At 51.4% G+C, this 20,875-nt stretch carries 23 protein-coding genes; all 23 read left to right on the forward strand.

Annotated features, from left to right (window positions below; translation table 11 throughout):
* Positions 1–4: 4 nt before the first annotated feature.
* A complete protein-coding gene (gene folB / locus ACZ481_RS11265; RefSeq protein WP_464770233.1) occupies positions 5–373 on the forward strand; it encodes a dihydroneopterin aldolase in 369 nt (122 codons plus the stop codon).
* Positions 370–894: a 2-amino-4-hydroxy-6-hydroxymethyldihydropteridine diphosphokinase gene (folK, locus tag ACZ481_RS11270; protein WP_464770234.1), complete on the forward strand. Its 525-nt coding sequence runs from the start codon at positions 370–372 to the stop codon at positions 892–894. The genes folB and folK overlap by 4 nt, the downstream gene beginning before the upstream one ends.
* A complete protein-coding gene (locus ACZ481_RS11275) occupies positions 887–2,011 on the forward strand; it encodes an MGDG synthase family glycosyltransferase (protein WP_464770235.1) in 1,125 nt (374 codons plus the stop codon). Before folK ends, ACZ481_RS11275 begins: the two co-directional genes overlap by 8 nt.
* A gap of 268 nt (positions 2,012–2,279) precedes the next feature.
* A complete protein-coding gene (dprA, locus tag ACZ481_RS11280; protein ID WP_464770236.1) occupies positions 2,280–3,404 on the forward strand; it encodes a DNA-processing protein DprA in 1,125 nt (374 codons plus the stop codon).
* Complete coding sequence (gene topA, locus ACZ481_RS11285; protein ID WP_464770237.1) at positions 3,401–5,596, forward strand: type I DNA topoisomerase; 2,196 nt, start codon at positions 3,401–3,403, stop codon at positions 5,594–5,596. Before dprA ends, topA begins: the two co-directional genes overlap by 4 nt.
* Complete coding sequence (trmFO, locus tag ACZ481_RS11290; protein WP_464770238.1) at positions 5,589–6,887, forward strand: methylenetetrahydrofolate--tRNA-(uracil(54)-C(5))-methyltransferase (FADH(2)-oxidizing) TrmFO; 1,299 nt, start codon at positions 5,589–5,591, stop codon at positions 6,885–6,887. The genes topA and trmFO overlap by 8 nt, the downstream gene beginning before the upstream one ends.
* 95 nt (positions 6,888–6,982) lie before the next feature.
* Entirely contained in the window at positions 6,983–7,927 is a 945-nt protein-coding gene (gene xerC / locus ACZ481_RS11295) for a tyrosine recombinase XerC (RefSeq protein WP_464770239.1), read from the forward strand.
* Positions 7,928–7,948: 21 nt separating this feature from the next.
* On the forward strand, positions 7,949–8,479 hold the full coding sequence (gene hslV / locus ACZ481_RS11300) for an ATP-dependent protease subunit HslV (RefSeq protein WP_464770240.1): 531 nt from the start codon (positions 7,949–7,951) through the stop codon (positions 8,477–8,479).
* A gap of 18 nt (positions 8,480–8,497) precedes the next feature.
* Positions 8,498–9,892 (forward strand): ATP-dependent protease ATPase subunit HslU, encoded by a 1,395-nt coding sequence (gene hslU / locus ACZ481_RS11305; RefSeq protein ID WP_464770241.1) that lies wholly within the window; start codon positions 8,498–8,500, stop codon positions 9,890–9,892.
* Between the two features lie 35 nt (positions 9,893–9,927).
* Positions 9,928–10,704: a GTP-sensing pleiotropic transcriptional regulator CodY gene (codY, locus tag ACZ481_RS11310; RefSeq protein WP_464770242.1), complete on the forward strand. Its 777-nt coding sequence runs from the start codon at positions 9,928–9,930 to the stop codon at positions 10,702–10,704.
* 249 nt (positions 10,705–10,953) lie between these two features.
* Positions 10,954–11,364: a flagellar basal body rod protein FlgB gene (flgB, locus tag ACZ481_RS11315; protein ID WP_464770243.1), complete on the forward strand. Its 411-nt coding sequence runs from the start codon at positions 10,954–10,956 to the stop codon at positions 11,362–11,364.
* 2 nt (positions 11,365–11,366) lie between these two features.
* Positions 11,367–11,801 (forward strand): flagellar basal body rod protein FlgC, encoded by a 435-nt coding sequence (gene flgC, locus ACZ481_RS11320; protein WP_464770244.1) that lies wholly within the window; start codon positions 11,367–11,369, stop codon positions 11,799–11,801.
* A gap of 9 nt (positions 11,802–11,810) precedes the next feature.
* Positions 11,811–12,113, forward strand: a complete 303-nt coding sequence (fliE, locus tag ACZ481_RS11325) for a flagellar hook-basal body complex protein FliE (RefSeq protein ID WP_464770245.1) — start codon at positions 11,811–11,813, stop codon at positions 12,111–12,113.
* A gap of 91 nt (positions 12,114–12,204) precedes the next feature.
* Positions 12,205–13,752, forward strand: coding sequence for a flagellar basal-body MS-ring/collar protein FliF (gene fliF, locus ACZ481_RS11330; RefSeq protein ID WP_464770246.1), 1,548 nt, complete (start codon positions 12,205–12,207; stop codon positions 13,750–13,752).
* A 17-nt stretch (positions 13,753–13,769) separates the two neighbouring features.
* Positions 13,770–14,780 (forward strand): flagellar motor switch protein FliG, encoded by a 1,011-nt coding sequence (gene fliG, locus ACZ481_RS11335; RefSeq protein WP_464770247.1) that lies wholly within the window; start codon positions 13,770–13,772, stop codon positions 14,778–14,780.
* On the forward strand, positions 14,773–15,519 hold the full coding sequence (locus ACZ481_RS11340) for a FliH/SctL family protein (protein WP_464770248.1): 747 nt from the start codon (positions 14,773–14,775) through the stop codon (positions 15,517–15,519). The genes fliG and ACZ481_RS11340 overlap by 8 nt, the downstream gene beginning before the upstream one ends.
* Positions 15,516–16,832 (forward strand): flagellar protein export ATPase FliI, encoded by a 1,317-nt coding sequence (gene fliI / locus ACZ481_RS11345; RefSeq protein ID WP_464770249.1) that lies wholly within the window; start codon positions 15,516–15,518, stop codon positions 16,830–16,832. Before ACZ481_RS11340 ends, fliI begins: the two co-directional genes overlap by 4 nt.
* 20 nt (positions 16,833–16,852) lie before the next feature.
* The gene (gene fliJ / locus ACZ481_RS11350) at positions 16,853–17,314 is read left to right on the forward strand and encodes a flagellar export protein FliJ (RefSeq protein ID WP_464770250.1); all 462 of its coding nucleotides are present in this window, start codon (positions 16,853–16,855) and stop codon (positions 17,312–17,314) included.
* On the forward strand, positions 17,311–17,838 hold the full coding sequence (locus ACZ481_RS11355; RefSeq protein ID WP_464770251.1) for a lytic transglycosylase domain-containing protein: 528 nt from the start codon (positions 17,311–17,313) through the stop codon (positions 17,836–17,838). The genes fliJ and ACZ481_RS11355 overlap by 4 nt, the downstream gene beginning before the upstream one ends.
* A gap of 17 nt (positions 17,839–17,855) precedes the next feature.
* Positions 17,856–18,473, forward strand: a complete 618-nt coding sequence (locus ACZ481_RS11360) for a MotE family protein (RefSeq protein WP_464770252.1) — start codon at positions 17,856–17,858, stop codon at positions 18,471–18,473.
* Positions 18,474–18,505: 32 nt separating this feature from the next.
* On the forward strand, positions 18,506–19,987 hold the full coding sequence (locus ACZ481_RS11365; protein WP_464770253.1) for a flagellar hook-length control protein FliK: 1,482 nt from the start codon (positions 18,506–18,508) through the stop codon (positions 19,985–19,987).
* A gap of 14 nt (positions 19,988–20,001) precedes the next feature.
* Positions 20,002–20,412 (forward strand): flagellar hook capping FlgD N-terminal domain-containing protein, encoded by a 411-nt coding sequence (locus ACZ481_RS11370; protein WP_464770254.1) that lies wholly within the window; start codon positions 20,002–20,004, stop codon positions 20,410–20,412.
* Positions 20,409–20,810 carry a TIGR02530 family flagellar biosynthesis protein gene (locus tag ACZ481_RS11375; protein WP_464770255.1) on the forward strand — a complete coding sequence of 134 codons (402 nt, stop codon included), beginning with the start codon at positions 20,409–20,411 and terminating at the stop codon, positions 20,808–20,810. The genes ACZ481_RS11370 and ACZ481_RS11375 overlap by 4 nt, the downstream gene beginning before the upstream one ends.
* The last annotated feature ends 65 nt before the right edge of the window (positions 20,811–20,875 follow it).

The raw sequence follows: 20,875 nt of genomic DNA on the forward strand, positions 1-20,875 counted from the left end.
TAGAGTGAGCCATAGGGTTTCTTTAAAAAATATGGTGTTTTACGGGTTCCACGGGGTGTACGAATTTGAGCGGGAACTAGGGCAGCGCTTTTATGTTGATCTGGACATGAAGGCCGATTTAAGTCAGGCCGGTAAAAGTGACCGCCTGGAAGAAACCGTAGATTATGTTACTATTTATAATCAAACCAAAGAGATTGTGGAGAATCAGCGGTTCCAGCTGCTGGAGGCGTTGTCCTACCATATTGCCGGGGAGGTTTTACGCCTGCAGCCATTGGTTGAGGAAGTCATTGTCCGGGTGCGCAAACCTTCGGTCCCCATTGCTGCCGCCCTGGAGTATGTTGAGGTTGAGGCTGTACGGAGACGGGGCGAATGATTGTTTTAGGACTGGGTTCTAATATCAGCGTTGGCCGTATTACCAGAGAAGAAAATATTGCTACTGCCATCAGGCTGCTGAATGCTCATCCGCGCATTGCGGTTGAGCAGGTATCTTCCTTATACGAGACAGAACCGGTCGGGCTTAGGGAGCAGCCCCGTTTTCTCAATGCGGTTATTGAAATTGCTACTGATTTACCGCCGCTGGAGCTGCTGGCCGCATGTCTTGGCACAGAACGGCAGATGGGCCGGGTGCGGGAGGTGCGGTGGGGGCCGCGAAATATTGACATTGATCTTTTATTGTATCATAATGTAGAAATGGCTACTGACATACTGGAATTACCCCATCCCCGGATGCCTGACAGGAAATTTGTTTTAATCCCGTTGGCAGAGATTGCCGGTGACTGCCCGGTATATAAAGGACAAACAGTACAGGCCCTGCTGGCCGCAACCGGCGATGACAGCGAGGTTAACCGTTATGGAACAGTAAAAAATACTTGGCAGGCGAATACTATTGGTTAAAACGCGGGTTTTATTTATCAGCGCCCCGATTGGGGCCGGCCATTTTAAAGCAGCCCAGGCTGTGAGCCAGCTGCTTAGGCTACACCATTCGTGCCATACGGAACTGTGCAATGTATTTGATTTCTGCCATCCGTTTATTGGCCGGACAATACTTAAATGTTATTTAAAAATACTCGCTACTTTCCCTCACGCTTATGGCGCAATGTACGGCTGGGGAAATCAAAGCCGGCTGGCCCTGCTTGGCCGGGAGCTTGTCAGTCAGCTGCTGGCACAGCGGATGCTGGCTTATATCAAACAGTTTCAGCCGGCCGCCATTGTCTGTACCCATGCAACGCCGGCCGGCCTTGTCGCCTGGCTGAAAAGAAAAGGTCTGATTACAGTGCCCGCCGCCGCAATCATTACTGACTTTGTGGCCCACCGGCTCTGGGTTTATCCGGAGTTTGAGCATTATTTCGTGGCTCATCCTGCTATGACCGAATATTTAAGCCAGCAGGGGATCAACCCCCGGTCTGTAGTGGTAACAGGCATACCTGTCAGTGCCTGCTTCAGCCAGCCAGGGGGCAAAGAGCAAATATTGGCTGAGCTTGCACTGAGTCCGGACCGCAAAACAATCCTGCTTATGGGGGGCGGCGCCGGCGTAATGCCAATGGCTGAAATCCTTACTTTATGCGCACAAATTGACAGGCCTTTGCAGATCATTGCGGTAGCGGGAAACAATCAGTTATTATACCAGCAACTGTCTCAACTGCAGGCAACCAGCAGGCACCCTGTCAGAGTTTTCGGCTTTGTGGATAATGTGCATGAACTGATGCGGGCCGCCGATGTACTGATCTCCAAACCCGGCGGTATGAGTTCGGCCGAAGCACTTACCATGGGGGTACCGCTTGTTATTTACCGGCCTATACCCGGCCAGGAAGAAGCAAATACCCGTTATTTGCTCGCCAACCGGGTCGCGCTCAGGGCAGATTCCTTGCCTGCGCTGGCGAAGATCCTGACTACACTGTTTACAAATGACAATGATATTGTTACCTTGCGCCGGCAGGCAGCTTTACTTGGCCGGCCTTACGCAGCGAAAAATATTGCCGATTTTATTGCCGAATGCCACTTAAAAGGTTAATAATATAAAAAATTTGTTAAAAAATGCTTTTATAGGACCTTGGACTCTTGACCTATGGATTTTATCCCAGGTATAATTGCAAGTATTATGATTTACCAACTACGAGTAGCTTGTCCGCTCTAAAACAGTAAAATAATGGCGCTGCTATTTTTCGCAAACCAAGGTGGAGGAGGGAAGCATACCGGATGTGTGCGGACTGACGGCAACGAAGAGTTGCGGAAAATAGACGTCAGTATTCACTGGCTTAGGGCGGGCAAGAAACTACCCAATGGTCATCCGCGAGGAATTAAAAGTGGAGGAACTGAATATGGAGCAGTATTACTTGGCTGCCTTACAGCAGATTCCGGGTATTGGCAGTTCACGCATTAAGGCCTTGGTTGATCATTTTGGTAGCGCCCGGCAGGCTTGGTTGGCTGACCAGGGCGATTTATTTTTATCAAAGTGTCTGGATAACACTGTGTGTAATAATTTGCTTGTGCACCGGGACAAGCTAGATGTACATAAGCTGGCTGAAATATTAATGAAAAAGAGAATTCTTCTCTGCAGCTTAACAAATGACAACTACCCTGTTTTGCTGCGTAACACCTACAATCCGCCTTATGTTTTATATTATCGCGGCGTTTTGCCCGGCCATGACCGGCTTGTGGCTATTGTCGGCGCGCGCAAGGCCTCGCCTTATGGCAGGAATGCCGCCGTCATGCTGGCGTCGGCGCTGGCAGCGGCCCGGGTTGGAATTATCAGCGGCGCTGCCAGAGGGATTGACACGGCTGCCCACCAGGGCGCGCTGGAGCAGGGCTATACCGTTGCCGTGCTTGGCTGTGGGGTGGACATTTCCTATCCGCCGGAAAACGCCAGGCTGCTGGCCCGTATTGCCGAGGCCGGGGCGGTAATTTCCGAATATGCCCCGGGGGTTATGGCCCAGGCCCGGCATTTTCCCGCCCGCAACCGTATCATCAGCGGTATGGCGCGGGGGGTTATTGTGGTGGAAGCCGCTGAGCGGAGCGGGGCCCTTATCACTGCCGATTTTGCATTAGAAGAAGGGCGGGATGTATTTGCCGTGCCTGGCAGTATCTTTGCCGGCACCAGCCAGGGGACAAACAGACTTATCAAACAGGGAGCCCGGCTGGTGGACCGGGCCGGTGACATCCTGGAAGAATACGGCTGGGAAACGGATCCGCCCAAACGGGCAGAAATGGACTTGACCAAGGATGAACAGGCTGTGTATAATTTATTGAATTATGAGGAGCCTATAGGAATTGAAGAAATTGTTACAAAACTGAATGTACTGCCGGCAACGGCTGCATATATATTATTGCAACTCACATTACGGGGTTTGACGGTCGAACATAGCGGTCAAAGCTATACTTGTGCCGCCAGGGAGGGAAATAAGTGAGCAAAGCTCTAGTTGTGGTAGAATCCCCGGCCAAAGCCAAAACAATAGAAAAGTTTTTAGGTAAAAATTATACAGTCAAAGCTTCTATGGGACACTTGCGTGATTTGCCAAAAAGCCAGTTTGGTGTTAATATTGAGCAAGGCTTTGAGCCTAAGTACATTAACATCAGGGGCAAGGGCGATCTGATTAAGGGCTTGAAAGAAGCAGCCAAGAATGCCGACAGAGTATATCTGGCAACAGACCCTGACCGTGAAGGGGAGGCCATTGCCTGGCATTTGGCGCATATCCTTAATATTCCGGAGCGAAGTACCTGCCGGATTGAATTTAATGAAATTACCAAGCCGGCCATTCAGCAGGCGGTTAAAAAGCCGCGTCCCATCAACCTGCCCCGGGTTTATGCGCAACAGGCCCGGCGGATACTTGACAGGATTGTGGGTTATAAGCTTAGCCCCCTATTATGGCGCAAAGTCCGCAAAGGCCTTAGTGCCGGCCGGGTTCAGTCGGTTGCTGTCAGGCTGATTTGCGACAGGGAGAAAGAGATTCAGGCCTTTGTGCCGGAAGAGTACTGGACAATAACAGCCAAACTCAAAGAAAAAAATAATGCCAAAGGTTTTGATGCCGAATTAGTAGCCGTTGACGGTACGAAGCCGACGGTTAATAACGAGCAGCAGGCCGCTGCTATTGTCGGTGAGTTAAATACAGCCGAATATGTGGTTAGTGATGTTAAAAAGCGGGAGAGAAAGCGCAATCCCTATCCGCCGTTTACCACCAGCACTCTGCAGCAGGAGGCGGCCCGCAAGCTGGGCTTTACCTCCCGGAAAACGATGATGGTTGCCCAGCAATTATATGAAGGGCTGGACATTGGCCGGGCCGGGCAGGTCGGTCTTATTACGTATATGCGGACTGATTCAACCCGGGTAGCGGACACGGCCCAGCTGGAGGCAAGAACCTACATTGAGCAGAAATTCGGTTTAGATTATCTGCCGGCCAAGGCGCCTGTATATGCCAATAAGAAATCCCAGGATGCCCATGAGGCGGTCAGGCCCACCAGCCTTGAACTGGCCCCGGCCGCGATTGATAAAAATCTCAGCAAAGATCAACTAAAATTATATACGCTTATCTGGGAAAGATTTATGGCCAGCCAGATGACCGCTGCCGTCTATGACACCCTTACCATCGAGATTACTGCCGGCCGCTATAAACTGAAGGCTACCGGCTCCCAGCTTAAGTTCCCGGGTTTTTTAGCTGCGTTCAGCGGTACAATTGGTAAAGGCAAAGAAATAGAGCAAACCGCCGACAGTGACCTGGATCATGAAACCACCCTGCCTGTTCTCACCCCCGGGCAGGTCTTAAAGCTAAGTAAAATCGATCCCCGCCAGCATTTTACCGAACCGCCGCCCCGCTATACGGAGGCATCACTGGTTAAAACACTGGAGGAAAAAGGGATTGGCAGGCCCAGTACCTATGCCCCGACAATCGAAACAATTGTTGACCGGGGCTACGTGGAACGGGTCGATAAAAGATTTTTTCCCACTGAACTGGGTTTTGTGGTACTTGATCTTTTGAAGCAGTATTTTGATAAAATTGTCGATGCCGAATTTACGGCCGGGATGGAAGATCAATTAGACGAAATTGCGGAAGGCGATGCATCCTGGTTAAGTGTTCTGGAACAATTTTATGGCCCCTTTGCCAAAGACCTGAGTTTTGCTGAAGAAGCAATCGGGCCTGTCGAGCTGCCTGTTGAGGTATCTGATATTCCTTGTGAAAATTGTGGCCGGCTGATGGTCGTTAAGCAGGGACGGTACGGGAATTTTCTAGCCTGCCCGGGTTTTCCGGCCTGCCGCAACACGAAGCCGATTTTAAAAGATACCGGCGTCAAGTGTCCCAAATGCCAGGGGGCGATTGTGGAACGTCAGACTAAACGGCGCCGGGTTTTTTATGGTTGTGAAAACTATCCGGAATGTGATTTTAATACCTGGGATCTGCCGCTGAAGGAAAATTGCCAGGTGTGCGGCGCCTTTATGGTGCGGCACAAATATAAAAATGGCGGTGTTGCGGCCGCATGCAGCAACGAAAACTGCTCAACCCGGCAAACACCTGAGAATAAAGCAACGCCTGCAAAAACAGGCGATAATGAGAATCAGGCTAAAGCGAAAAAGCCTGCTGCCAACCGGAGGAAAAAAAGTGGCTAAAGTTACTGTAATCGGAGCTGGCCTGGCCGGCAGTGAAACTGCCTGGCAGCTGGCTGAAGCCGGCATCGATGTGGATTTATATGAAATGCGCCCCCAGGTTATGACCCCGGCCCATCATACCGGCCAGTTTGCCGAGCTGGTCTGCAGCAACTCCCTGCGGGCGGCGGCGGTTGAAAATGCGGTGGGCCTGCTGAAAGAGGAAATGAGAAGGCTTAACTCCCTGATTATGAAGGCGGCCGATGCAAATTGCGTGCCGGCCGGGGGGGCTTTGGCCGTTGACCGCACTGCGTTCAGCCAGATGATTACCGAGACCCTTGTCAAGCATCCCCGGGTTACCGTTAGCCATACCGAACTGGCGCAAATCCCTGCAGCCCGGCCGCTGGTTATTGCCACCGGACCGCTGACGTCACCGGCTTTAGCCGGTGAGATCGGCCGGTTGACCGGCAGTGATTATTTGTATTTTTATGATGCGGCCGCGCCGATTGTGACCGCCGATTCACTGAATATGGCTATTATTTACCGTGCTTCCCGCTATGGCAAAGGGGCTGACGATTATCTGAACTGCCCACTGGATAAGGCGCAGTATGAACGCTTTTGGCAGGAACTGACCCAGGCCGAGGTTGCCCCGGGCAAGGAGTTTGAAAAGATGGTTGTCTTCGAAGGCTGTATGCCGATAGAATCGATGGCCGCCAGGGGCATTGACACCATGCGGTTTGGGCCAATGAAACCTGTTGGCCTGAAAAATCCCGGGACGGGAGAAATCCCTTACGCGGTCGTGCAGCTCCGTCAGGACAATTTTTCCGCATCATTATTTAATATTGTCGGTTTCCAGACCCATCTTAAATGGCCGGAACAAAAGCGGGTATTCCGACTTATTCCCGGCTTGGAAAATGCTGAATTTGTCAGGTACGGAGTGATGCACCGGAATACATTTATTAATTCGCCGGTCTTACTGGAACCGACTTTGCAGCTGAAGGCACACCGGCAGATCCTGTTTGCCGGGCAGATTACGGGGGTTGAGGGATATGTGGAATCAGCCGCCAGCGGCCTGATAGCAGGGATTAATGCCGCCAGGATAGTACGTGGCCTGGAACCGCTGGTATTTCCGGCGGCAACAGCCCATGGCGCCTTATGCCGTTATATTACGCAGGCAGATCCGGCTGGTTTTCAGCCGATGAATATAAATTTTGGTCTGTTGCCGCCGCTGGGGCATAAAATGAAAGATAAGAAGCTGAAAAATAAAGCCATTGCTGAAAGGGCATTGCAGGTAATGGAGAATTTATTTGAATAATTTGACAATAATCTTGCGGAATTATAGCAGGTATGTTAGTATAATAGTAATTTCCGCAAGACCAGAATCAGGTAACAGACGAAAGATCGAGTGACATGGCTAAAAGTAAAGAATTGGATTACATATACCAACTGCTGGATCAGTTTATGTTGTACCTAAAAATTGAAAAAAACGCATCCCAGCACACTATTCACAATTACCAGCGTGACATTCTGCAGTTTATGGATTTTGTGTCTAGGCAAGGGGCTGAGGAGGCTCTGCTTATTCAGATTACTCCGGTTTTAATTCGCAGTTATTTGGCTTATTTAAAATCCGAGCAGTATGCTAAAGCGACCATTATGCGACGAATTGCGGCGCTTAGGTCGTTTTTCCGGTTTTTATGCCGGGAAAGCATCATTTCTGAAAATGTGTTTACTACTATCAGAACACCTAAGCTGGAAAAAAAGCTGCCGGTTTTTCTTGACCCCGATGAAATCAGCGATTTGCTTTCCTTGCCGGACAACAGTCCGTTGGGCCTGCGGGACAGGGCGGTACTGGAAGTCCTGTACGCAACCGGGGCCCGGGTAAGTGAACTTGCCGGGATTAACCTGCAGGATATTGATTTTGCCGGCCGCACAATTATTGTTTCCGGCAAGGGGGCCAAGGAAAGGCTGGTCCTTATTGGCCGGAGTGCGGCCCGAATTCTGGAAAGCTACCTGGCCAGTTCGCGCAGCAAACTGTGTGCTAAGCCCGGTGAGTATGGCCGGCAAAAAGAAAAAATCCATCAGCGCCTGTTTGTCAATAACCGGGGTGGACCACTTACCGACAGGAGCATCCGCCGTATTGTCGAGAGATATGTTGAGGCGCTGGCAATTGCCAAACATGTTACTCCTCACAGTATCAGGCATACTTTTGCCACCCATCTTTTGAACAATGGCGCTGACCTGCGGTCCGTGCAAGAACTGTTAGGGCATGTCAATTTATCGACAACCCAGCTTTATACCCATGTAAGCACCGAAAGGCTCAAAGCGAGTTATAAAAAATCTCATCCACGAGCCTAAATTTCCTCGGAGGTGATACTTATGTTCCATGCTACAACAATTGTTGCGGTTCGCTATCAGGGGAAAACTGCCATAGCTGGTGACGGGCAGGTAACTTTTGGTCAAAACACGGTGATGAAGCATAATGCCAAAAAAGTCCGCCGGCTTTACCATGGTAAAGTATTAGCCGGGTTTGCCGGTTCGGTGGCGGACGCCTTTACTTTATTTGAGAAGTTTGAAGGAAAGCTGGAAGAGTACAACGGCAACATGATGAGAGCAGCGGTTGAACTGGCCAAGGAGTGGCGTTCTGACCGCGTTTTAAGGCGGCTGGAAGCGCTGTTGATTGTTGTTGATGCTGCTCATCTGCTTATTATTTCCGGCAATGGCGAGGTTATTGAACCAGATGATGGTGTTACCGCTATTGGGTCCGGGGGGCCTTACGCCCTGGCCGCGGCCAGAGCACTGGTGCAGCATTCGGCTTTGCCGGCTGCGGCTATTGCCCGGACTGCCCTGGAGATTGCCGCCAATATTTGTGTATACACAAATGACCATATTACTGTGGAAGAGTTATAGTTAAAAGGGGGGATGATTTTGCTGGAACTTACACCAAAAGAGATAGTCAGTGAATTAAACAAGTATATTATCGGTCAGCAGCAAGCGAAAAGATCAGTGGCCGTGGCTCTGAGAAATCGTTGGCGCAGCAAGAGACTGCCAGCAGAGCTTAAGGAAGAGATTATCCCTAAGAATATCCTAATGATCGGTCCTACCGGTGTTGGTAAGACAGAAATCGCCAGGCGCCTGGCCAAACTTGTGAATGCCCCTTTTGTTAAAGTCGAAGCAACCAAATTTACTGAAGTAGGTTATGTGGGGCGTGATGTCGAATCTATGGTGCGGGACCTGGTGGAAACATCCATCCGGATGGTCAAGCAACATAAAATTATTGAAGTAAATGATAAGGCCAAGGTGCTGGCGGAGGAGCGCATCCTTGATCATTTTGTGCCGCCGGTAAAAAAAGAATCTACCCGTAATCCTTTTGAAATGCTGTTTGCCGGCGGCATGGGTGCCAGCCAGGAAAAGCCGCCGGAACCGGAAGAATCTCAGGCCTTCACTACCGGCCGGGAATGGTGGCGGAAACGCCTTAGCAGCGGCGAACTGGAAGACGAACTCATCGAGATTACGGTCGAAGATGCCACGCAGCCGGCAATGGGGATGTTTGCCGGCACCGGGATCGAGGAAATGGGTATGAATATTCAAGATATGCTAGGGAATCTGCTGCCCAAAAAACAAAAAAAACGGAAAGTAACGATTGCCAGCGCCCGGAAGATTTTTATCCAGGAAGAAGCACAAAAGCTGATTGATATGGATGAGGTTACGACAAATGCGGTAAGCCTTGCCGAAGACTCGGGGATTATCTTTCTTGATGAGATTGACAAGATTGCCGGCCGGGGGCAGAGTTCCGGCCCGGATGTCTCGCGGGAAGGTGTTCAGCGTGATATATTGCCGATTGTTGAAGGGTCTACGGTCGTAACTAAATACGGGCCGGTGAAAACAGATCATATCTTATTTATTGCTGCCGGCGCTTTCCATGTTTCCAAACCCTCGGACCTAATACCTGAATTGCAGGGGCGGTTCCCCATCCGGGTTGAACTGACTAATTTGTCTAAGGAAGATTTGCGTCAAATACTGACCGAACCGGCGAATGCGCTGATTAAGCAATATATCAGTCTCCTGGAGACGGAAGGTATAAAAATCGAGTTTACAGAGGACGCTATTGATGAACTGGCAGACATCGCTTGCAAGGTAAACCTCCAGACAGAAAATATCGGCGCCCGCCGATTACATACCATCCTGGAAAAGCTGTTGGAAGATCTGGCTTTTGATGCTCCAGACGCAGGGGAGAAGCTGATTATTATTAACCGTGAGTATGTAAAAGCGAAATTAGACCACATTGTGGTTAATCAGGATTTAAGTCACTATATTTTATAGCTTATTTGTCTTATTATGAAAGGTAGGGGAATATTATGTCGTCATTGTTGGAACGCACGCGTACCATCAACAAACTGCTTCAGAAATCGGAAAATGTTGAATATAGCGAGGTCGCCACAGTCCTCAGCACAGTTATGGCCGCTAATGTTTATATTGTAAGTAAAGACGGCTCGGTCCTGGGATTTGCGTTGATTGATGATTTTGAGTGTGATCTTATGCGGGATAAAGTATTGCAAATGGGTAAATTTCCTGAACGCTATGTAAACTGGCTGCAAAAGATCGACCTGACTTCGCCGAATCTTAGGCTGGAAGGCGGTTTGTGCACCTTTAGCGATGGCACAAGCTGCATGTTTAACGACAAATTTACAACTATTGTGCCTATTCATGGTGTGGGTGACCGCATTGGCACCCTGATTGTCGCCAAATTCAGCGCTGAGTTTACCGATGATGATCTGGTACTGGCAGAATATGGCGCAACGGTTGTCGGCATGGAAATGCTCAGAGACCGCAGTGAGAAGATTGAGGAGGAAGCCAGGAAAAAAGCGACTGTGCAAGTGGCATTAGGCACTTTATCCTACTCCGAGCTCGAAGCGGTAATGCACATTTTAAGTGAGCTTGAAGGGAATGAAGGGCTGCTGGTGGCCAGTAAAATCGCCGACCGCGTCGGCATTACCCGTTCTGTTATTGTCAATGCGCTGCGGAAGTTTGAGAGTGCCGGTGTCATTGAATCGAAATCGCTGGGCATGAAGGGAACTTATATCAAGGTGCTGAATGAGCGGTTATTGGATGAATTGAAAAAATTAAAGAAATAATCTGTATATTTATCCAGCTGTATTCACTGCAGCTGGATTTTTTTTGCCTAATTGAGGCAGGCCCGGATTTTATAGTTCCGAATACCTACACCCCGTTTGCCCCCTAGGACTTTTGGCCCTATTTACAAAAACTTAAGCAGATTTATAGAGGATTTCTGCGCATTATGTAGAAATATGCATAAGATCAAAAAGCACAAATAACGTTTAGTAAAAAGTGGGATGGATGTAAAATTAACAGGAGGGCTAGCAATGCTTAACTCACTTTTAAAATCGACTCAGGTTTCGGTACTGGAAAAAGCGTTGGGTGCAGCCTCACTTCGCCATAAAGTAATCAGCAACAATATTGCCAATGTAAATACCCCGAAATTTAAAAAGAGCGAAGTGAGCTTTGAAGATCAGCTGGCATTGGCGCTGAATCCCAACACTACGCCGATTGCCCGGACTCACGCCCGTCATCTGCCGCTAAAGTCAGGCCTGCAGGTTGAACCGACGGTTAACACCATTACCACCACTTCGCTGCGCAGTGACGGCAACAATGTGGATATTGACAGTGAGATGGCCAGCCTGTCAAAAAACTCTATTTATTACGATGCCGTTGCTCAACAACTGAATAAATATTTTTCAGGAATTAAGTCTGCGATTAATGAAGGGAGACGCTGATTATGGGAATGTTCCGGGCTATTGATGCCGCTGCCTCCGGCATGACGGCGGAACGGCTGCGCATGGATGTTATCTCTAATAATATAGCCAACGCCAACACGACCCGCACGGCGGAAGGCGGTGCTTACCACCGGCAAATGGTGGTGTTTGAACCCCGGTCCGGCCAGGCTTCGTTTGGTCAGATCCTTTCCCGTCAAATGGATGCCGGCGACGGCGTGCGGGTAACCGGCATTATTAAAGACAATGCTCCGCTTAAGCTTATGTATGATCCCGATCATCCGGATGCTAACCGTGAGGGTTATGTTGAGATGCCTAATGTGAATATTGTCACGGAAATGGTCGATATGATTACTGCGTCGAGAGCGTATGAAGCGAACGTAGCAGCGGTCAACGCCGCCAAAAGTATGGCTGCCAAGGCTCTGGACATCGGAAGGTAGGAGAATAACATGCAAATAGAAGCTTTGAAATTAATGCCTGTGAAAGGTACGCTGCCGGCAACAGATGCGCCCGACAGCCCCCGGCAGCCGGAAAAAGCCTTCGGTGAATATCTGCAAGAGGCGTTAACCAACGTTAATGAACTGCAGGGTGAAGCCCAGCAGGCGAGACTCAACCTTGCTGCCGGCAAGATTCAGGATGTGGCCGAAGTTACAATTGCTGCTGAAAAAGCATCAATTGCCCTGCAGCTTACGATGCAAGTCCGCACTAAAATTGTCGATGCCTATCAGGAAGTAATGAGGATGCAGGTGTAATGCCGAAGTGAAAAAAATCAGCATTACCAAGAGTACCTTTTATAATATATTTAGTTAAATATATACTTTCCTTAACTGAAAGGGTGGAGACATGGCTGACTTGAAAGAACAGTCTCTGCGCCTTTGGCAAAATATGAATAATAAACACAGGTACATTATTCTTGGTACAGCCGCATGCATATTTTTAGCTGTTTTGTCTTGGAGCTACTGGTGGGGCGGCCGCCCTGATAATGTGCCTTTATTTACTACTCTTGAGGCCGAAGATGCAGGTCAGGTTACTGCGAAGTTAAAAGAAATGAAAGTCCCGTATGAGGTGCAAACAGGCAGTAATGGCACAGTTATTTTAGTGCCAGCCAAAGACGTGCACAAGCTCAGGCTTGATTTAGCCAGCCAGGGTTTGCCGCGGGGGAGCAAAGGCTTTGAAATATTTGAACAGAATAAATTCGGGACCACCGAGTTCCAGAATAAGGTTCAGTTATTGCAGGCCATCCAGGGTGAGCTTACCCGGACGATTGAGCAAATGGAGGAAGTGGAAAAAGCCAGGGTACATATTGTTATGTCCGAAGACAGCCTGTATAAAAAAAGCGAGAAGCCGGCCACGGCGTCTATCATGCTTAAGCTGAAACCCTCGACCCAGTTGTCGCTGCAACAGATCAACGGCATTGTCAACCTGGTGGCGCATAGTGTGCAGGGGCTGAAGCCAGAAAATATCACCGTTGTCGACCATCTGGCCCGGGTATTGAATGAGCAGTCCGAAGAAGCGCGAATGGCTGGCACAACGACGTTGACCCAGTTTGAGATGACCAAGAAAGTACAGGAAGATTTGCAAAAAAACGTGCAATCCTTGCTTGATCAAACCCTAGGTGTTGGGAAAGCGGCTGCCAGGGTCAATGTCGAGCTTAATTTTGACCAGCGTACGTTGGACAGACAGATATTTGAACCGGTTGTTGATGATAAAGGCATAATTCGCAGTTCCCAGGAAGTGAGCGAAAACTATACCGGCAACTCCGGGGCTCCGGGCGGCGTGCCGGGCACGACCTCTAATATTCCCGGTTATGTAGCAAGCAATAACTCTCAGTCCAATTATGAGAAAAGAGAAGCAATCCGTAACTTTGAGATCAATGAAACCAAAGAAAAAGTCGTTAGTACACCAGGCTCGATCAAACGGGTAACGGTGGCTGTACTCGTGGATGCCGCTGTGCCGAGAGACCAGCAAGAGAGCCTGAGCAAAACAGTAGCCAGTGCCATCGGTATTAATCCGGCCCGCGGCGACAGTATCGCTGTGGAAAGCATTCAATTCAGCACCGAACTGGCAGACAGACAGCGGCAGGATGAAGAAGCGCTTGCCAGACAAGAGCAACAGGCACTTATGCTTAAAGTGGGACTGCTCGTTATTGCCATTATTGCTATACTTTATTTGCTTCGCAGGTATACTCAACGACGTCAGCAGGAAGAATTGGTCGAAGCTCTTGATGTTCAGCCCCAGCCGATTGCTGAGGCCGAAGAGCAGGCAGCAATAAAAGAGCTGACCGCCCAGGAGAAAGAGCGGGCAGAACAGCGCAGTACAGTCGAAAAATATGCAAAATCGCGGCCTGAAGATGTGGCTCAGCTGATCAAGACCTGGTTGGCGGAAGAATAGTGGGAGGGGTCTGGGACATGTACCAGTCAAATGAATTGACAGGCAAACAAAAAGCAGCAATCTTATTAATCGCTTTAGGTCCTGACATCTCAGCCCAGGTATTAAAACACATGCGTGAAGATGAGATAGAAAAATTAACGCTGGAAATTGCCAACCAGCGCAAATTGTCACAAGAACAAAAAGATAAAGTACTGGCTGAATTTCATCAAATGTGTTTAGCCAAGGAATACATCAGCAATGGTGGTCTGGATTATGCCCGGGAAGTACTGGAAAAGGCATTGGGCGCAGAGAAAGCGGTATCCATTATCAACCGGCTGACCACCAGCCTGCAGATACGCCCCTTCGACTTTGCCCGCAAAACGGATCCGAGCCAGCTGCTTAACTTCATTCAAAATGAACATCCGCAAACCATTGCCTTAATTATGGCTTACCTGCAACCGGAACAATCAGCCGCCATTGTATCGGCCTTAGCGCCGGAACGGCAGGTGGATGTTGCCAGGCGCATTGCGACCATGGACCGTACCTCGCCTGATGTTATCCGCGATGTCGAAAGAATTTTGGAACGCAAGCTGTCATCGCTGGTAACGCAGGACTTTACCGCCGCCGGTGGCGTGGATTCGATTGTGGAAATACTTAACCGGGTTGACCGGACTACGGAACGTACGATTATAGAAAATATGGAAGTGCAGAACCCCGAACTGGCAGAAGAGATCAAAAAACGGATGTTCGTATTCGAGGATATTGTGCTGCTTGACGACAGGTCCCTTCAGCTTGTACTCCGGGAGATTGACAACAAAGACCTGGCATTGGCCCTGAAAGCGACCTCAGGCGAGGTTGCCAACAAAATCTATAAAAATATTTCCAAACGGGCGGCGGAGATGCTCCGGGAAGAAATTGAGTATATGGGGCCTGTCCGCATAAGAGATGTTGAGGAAGCGCAGCAGAAAATAGTCAATAACATTCGTCGGCTTGAGGAATCAGGTGAGATTGTGGTTTCCCGTGGCAAAGGAGACGAGATCATTGTCTAAAATACTAAAACGCGTATTATGTGAAAGAACTGCGCCGGTAATTATCAAATACCGGCCGCCGGTACCCGAACCCGAACCGGTGTGTGAAGTAGAACCGGAGCCGGTAATCCCGGAAATCTCGTTGGCAGAGGTGCAGAAAGCCGCTGACAACATCCTCGCTCAGGCGCAGGCCGCAGCGGACCGCTGCCTGGCTGACGCTGAGACCCGGGCCCGGGAGTTGGCCTGTGCGGCCCGGGAAGAAGGCCATGCCCAGGGCTACGAGACCGGCTTGGAGGAAGGGAGGCAGGCGGCGCAGGCCGAAATGCAGCAAAGCCTGCAACAAGCGCTGGCAAAGGCTGACCGGCTGGTCAAGGTGGCTGAACAGGACGCACAGCAGATGATTATTGATGCCGAACGGCAAATTGTTGAGATTGCCCTGGCTGTTGCCGGCAAAGTAATAGCCAGGGAGATTGAAGAAAACCCGGCAACGATACTGCCGATAGTGAAAGAAGCACTGGCAAAAGTCCGCGATCAGGACCACATTGTTATCCGCGTTAACCCTGGCGAGTATGAGATGGTGCTATTGGCTAAACATGATTTGCAGCTTATGGTGGGCAGAGAGCAGGCGGTTAGCGTCAGCGCCGACCAGACCGTCGCCGCCGGCGGCTGTGTCATTGACACCGCCCTGGGGACTGTTGATGCGAAGCTGGATACAAAACTGGAAATGGTGTATAAAGCCATTCAGGAAACACTGCCATGAATACTGTATTTGATGCTGCCAAATATCTGTCGGCTATACATAACGCCGATACCATGAAACTGAATGGGAAGATTACCCAGATTATCGGCTTGGTTATTGAGTCGCAGGGACCCAATGTCAACCTGGGGGAATTATGCTACATCCATCCGCGCAATCAAAGCGAGCCTATTCCGGCCGAGGTTGTGGGGTTTAGAGAAAACCGGGTCCTGCTGATGCCTGTCGGTGAGATGCAGGGGATTGGACCGGGCTGCGAAGTGATATCTGCTCACAGGCTGCTCAGGGTCAATGTCGGCCGGCAGCTGTTGGGCCGCGTGCTTGACGGTCTCGGTAATCCGATTGACGGCAAGGGACCGCTGATCACCAGTACCCAGTATCCGCTGAGCGCCATGCCGCCACCGCCGTTAAACCGGCGGCGCATACTGGACAAGCTGGCTGTGGGCGTGCGCTCTATTGACAGTGTGCTAACCCTGGGGCGCGGGCAACGGGTGGGCATCATGGCCGGCAGCGGTGTTGGCAAAAGCACTTTGCTGGGGATGATCGCCCGCAACACGGAAGCGGATATTAGCGTGATTGCCCTTATTGGTGAACGGGGCCGGGAAGTGCGGGAATTTATTGAGCGTGATTTAGGTGAAGAGGGATTAAAACGGTCGGTCGTTGTTGTGGCCACCTCCGATCAGCCGGCGCTGGTCAGGCTCAAGGGGGCGATGACGGCTACGGCCATTGCCGAGTATTTCCGGGATCAGGGGCTGGATGTCATGCTGATGATGGACTCTGTGACCCGGTTTGCCATGGCCCAGCGGGAAATCGGCCTGACAGTCGGCGAGCCGCCGGCCACCAGAGGGTATACACCGTCGGTATTTGCCATGCTGCCTAAACTGCTGGAACGATCAGGGACCGGGGACCGGGGCTCAATAACCGGAATTTATACAGTGCTTGTCGACGGGGATGATATGAATGAGCCGATTGCCGATGCGGTCCGCAGCATTCTCGACGGCCATATCGTTTTATCCAGGAACCTGGCGGCGCAAAACCATTATCCCGCCATTGACGTGCTCAGCAGTGTCAGCCGGGTTATGCTGGAGATCGCCGAGAAAGAGCATGTGCAGTGCGCTCAGCGGCTGCGCAGACTGCTGGCCACCTACCGCGAGGCCGAGGACCTGATCAACATTGGCGCCTATGCCCGCGGCAGCAACGCCAATATTGATAAAGCGATTGAGGTTATTGGGGGTATAACCAGCTTCCTGCAGCAGGATGTGCATGAAAATACGCCGGTGCTGGAAACCATTGAACGGCTCAAGCAACTTGTTGCCTAAACTCATTAAGGTGGCTGGACATGAAAAAATTCCGTTTCCGTCTTGAAACCTTGTTAAAATTCAGGCAGATGCAGGAGGAGCGGGCTCAGATCAAACTGGCTGAAGCTACGGAAGCCTTGCATAAAGAGCAGGCCCGGCTAGCCGGGTTTCAGGACAGCCTTGCTGCCAACCTGGCCTCCTTCAGCCGGAAACAGTCTGCCGGCAGCCTGACGGTCGAGACTCTTAAGACATTCAGTGATTATACCGATACAATTAACAGGATGATCAGTGAGCAGCAAACACAGGTGGCGAAAGCAGCCGGCCGGCGGCAGGAATGCCTGACAGAGCTGGAAAACGCCATTCAGCAACGGAAACTTGTGAGCAACCTGCGCGAAAAATGCCTGGCCCAATACCGGGAGGAATTGCTGCAGGACGAACAAAAGATTCTCGATGAGCTGGGAACGCAGGCTTTTGGGCGCAACAGGGGGAGGGGAATACAATGATACAAGGGATAAATCAGGTTATGCAGCGGATCACAGAGATTGAGCGGCGTTTTTCGCCCAACAGTGCTGCCGGTGACTTTGCCGGCGCCCTGGACAAGGCTGCTGCCGCCCTGCGGCCAGACAAGCCCGCAGCCAGCCCGGGTGTAACCCAGGGTGATGTGGCCAGGATGATTGAGCTTGCCGCTGCCAAATATGGTGTTGATCCTAAGCTCGCTATGGCTGTGGCCGAGGCTGAATCCGGCCTGTCCCCTGCGGCTGTTTCGCCGGCCGGCGCCACCGGTGTGATGCAGCTGATGCCGGCAACGGCCCGTTCGCTCGGGGTGCGCAATATTAACGACCCCCGCGAGAATATTGACGGTGGCGTCCGCTATCTTAAACAGATGCTGACTATGTTTGCCGGCGATGTTACCAAAGCCGTCGCTGCTTATAATGCCGGACCACAGGCGGTAAAGAACTATAATGGTGTTCCTCCGTACAGTGAAACACGCAACTATGTGACCAGGGTATTAGCGCTGGCTAAGTAGAGGAGCCTTGACTAATTATGGCTGAAAAACCAAACAAAAATGTTGCCAATCCGAAACAGCAGCCTCCGTCCGGTTCAGGCCTTGGGCTTAAAGTGCTGGCTATGTTAGTAACCTTGTTGATTTTAGTCACAATCGGCTTTGCGGCCGGTGTTTACTTCCAATTCATTGATGTGGCAAAACTGGCCAGGGATATGAAGCTTGACCAATATCCGGTGATTGGCAGCTATTTGCCCAAAACCAATTTTGAACCGGTGGACCTTGCCGAAGACGATACATCTGCCGGGCAGGAGGCTCCGGTTCAGCCTGAGCAGAGTCAGAAGCCGGCCAGTGCGTTCCCGGTACCCCAGGTCATTACCCCGGACCTGATTACCCCGGAAGATCTGGAAAAACAGGATAAGCTCAGGCAGCAGGAAGAAAACAAGCGCATTGGCAGACTAGCCCGGCTGTATGGCAGTATGAAACCGGACGAAGCCACCACAATTATGCAAGAGCTTGATGATGCTACTGTCGTGGCGATTTTCAGTAAAATGGAGGAGGAGCAGGTAGCCAAAATACTGGCCCGGTTTGATTCTAAACGCGCTGCCAGTCTTACGCAGGATATGCTTAGAGGCAAGGCCCAGCTGCCGAACCTTTAACATAAATAAAAACCGGGAAAGGAGGTGAAAAAATGAATACAGCTCAGAATATGCTGCCTGTTCAGCCGGCGGCCAAGCCGGCCGGGGCCGGCAAAAGCACTGCCGCCAGACCGAACAGTAAGCAGCAGTCCTTTAGCGACACCCTTAGCGGCTCGGTCGCTAAAGCGGACAAGGCACTGGCTGCGGCCCGGGAGCAGGCAAGCACCAATGAGGCTAAGCAGGCCGGCAGCCCTATGCCGCCAGGCGGCATACCAAGCCCGGTCAAAAAAACCGGCAATACAGCGAACAGCCAAATACCGGCTCAACCGGTCCGGGAAGAACTGGCGGCAGCGCCGGCCGACAGCGAACCGGCCGACCTGACGCAGCTTGGCCAGCAGGCAATGGCTGTGGCCAATACCGGCCTGTTTTCCCAGATGCTCCCAGCCGTTACCGGCGCCTATCTGCTGCCTGCAGCCGGGGCTGAGGCCGCCTTGACGACTGAAGTGGCGGCAATCGCTGCCAGCGTAGACAGCGCCAGTCCGGAAACGGCTGCAGTGCCGTCAGTTCCGGTATTGCCGGCGCAACCGGCCAGGCAACCCATGGCGGCTGCCGTCCCAGTTGAGGCTGACGGGGTACCGCACCTGGACGCCAGGCCCGCCGGCGTGCAGACCGGCCAGGCCCAGCTCCCGGTTAACCCGGTCATGGCCGAACCAGCTACAGCGATCGCCGCCGACCTGACTCAGTCCGCAGTGGCGCAGACCGTACTCGCCGTCCCTGGTAAAGAGGCAATGCGGGCAACAGAGCAACAAGCGGCAGCGGTACTTACTGCTGACACGGAGCAGCAGCCGGCGCTTCCCGTTACGGCCGCAGCTTCACCGGCGGGGACTTCCCGGCAGGATGCCGGCGAGGGGCAACAAGAAAGCCTGGCCGATTCCGCTTTGTTTGAACAGGCGCTTTCCCCCCAACCTGCCAATGCCAATTTGAAGGAAGGAACGCCTTCGCTGTTCCTGCCGGGGCTGGAAACCGCCCTGCTGTCTAAAACGACAGACGCCCTTGCCGGCCAGGCTGCCGAGGGTAAGCTGCCAACCGGCCCGGCGGCTGATATGTATCAGGTCGTCGACCAGATTGTAGAGCAATCCCGGGTTATTACCAAGCTGCAGAACACGGCCATGGTTATCAAGCTGAAACCGGAGCATCTGGGGGAGCTTACCCTGAAAGTGGTTGTCGAGAACGGGGCGGTTAATGCCAGTTTCCATTCCAACAACCCCGAAGTGCGCAGCCTGATTGAGGCCTCCCTGCCCCAGCTTAAACAGGAGTTGGCCAGTAGTGGTCTTAAAGTGGAAAATGTAGGCGTATATGCCGGCTTAAGCCAGTTTTTGCCCAATCATGACCAGGAGCGCAACTCACGCCAGCAATTTGCCAAACTTACCAACAAAAAAAATAGCGGCGAGTTTGTCGAGGCGATTGTGGCGGAAATGGAGGCCGGAAAAATGAACGGCACCGGTGGCCAGGCAGGCGTTGATTACCGTATTTAAAGGAGGTCGCTAACATGGATGTTTATGGTGTCGGCAGTAAAACCACAACCAATAGTACCGATGCTACCCGGAAGAAAAACGACGATCTTGGCAAAAACGATTTCCTGAAACTGCTGACTGTGCAGCTGCGGTATCAGGACCCGATGAACCCTATGGAGGACAAGGAGTTTATTGCCCAGATGGCCCAGTTTTCCAGCCTGGAGCAGATGCAGAACATGAATTCATCAATGGTTATGTCGCAGGCCAGCGGTCTGATCGGCATGCAGGTAAACTGGCTTGACGGCAATGCGGAGGAATGGACGGGGATCGTTCAGTCTGTGCGGATGATTGAAGGGCAGCCGAAACTGATTATCGGCGATATCGCGCTGGACTTGAGTCAGGTAGTGTCTGTCCAAGTACCGAAAAGTACTCCTCCTGAAGAATGACCGACAACCGGATTTATAACCCGTATCAACCGCTCAGTCCTGCCGCCCCGCCTAGTAAACCCGCAGCCTCTCCCGGGGGAATAAGCCCGAACAAAACAAATCCCGGCCCCAGCTTCAACCAGCTGCTGGAACAGGAAATTGCCGGTGTAAAGTTCTCCCAGCATGCGTTGCAGCGTTTACAAAGCCGCAAGATTCAGCTTGACGGCAGTCAGCTTAGCAAGCTCAGCCAGGCGGTGGATAAAGCTGCGCAAAAAGGCGCCAGGGAGTCGCTGATTCTCATGAATGACAATCTGGCATTTGTTGTCAGTGTCAAGAATAAGACGGTGATTACCGCGATAGACGGCGCCAGCATTAAAGACAATGTGTTTACCAACATTGACAGTGCCGTAATTATTTGAGGGCTGGACCTCTTAAGGAAGCCCGCCGGCTGCCGACTGACTGAAGCAGCCCTGTCATATTACAA

It is taken from the genome of Sporomusa intestinalis (assembly GCF_055383785.1).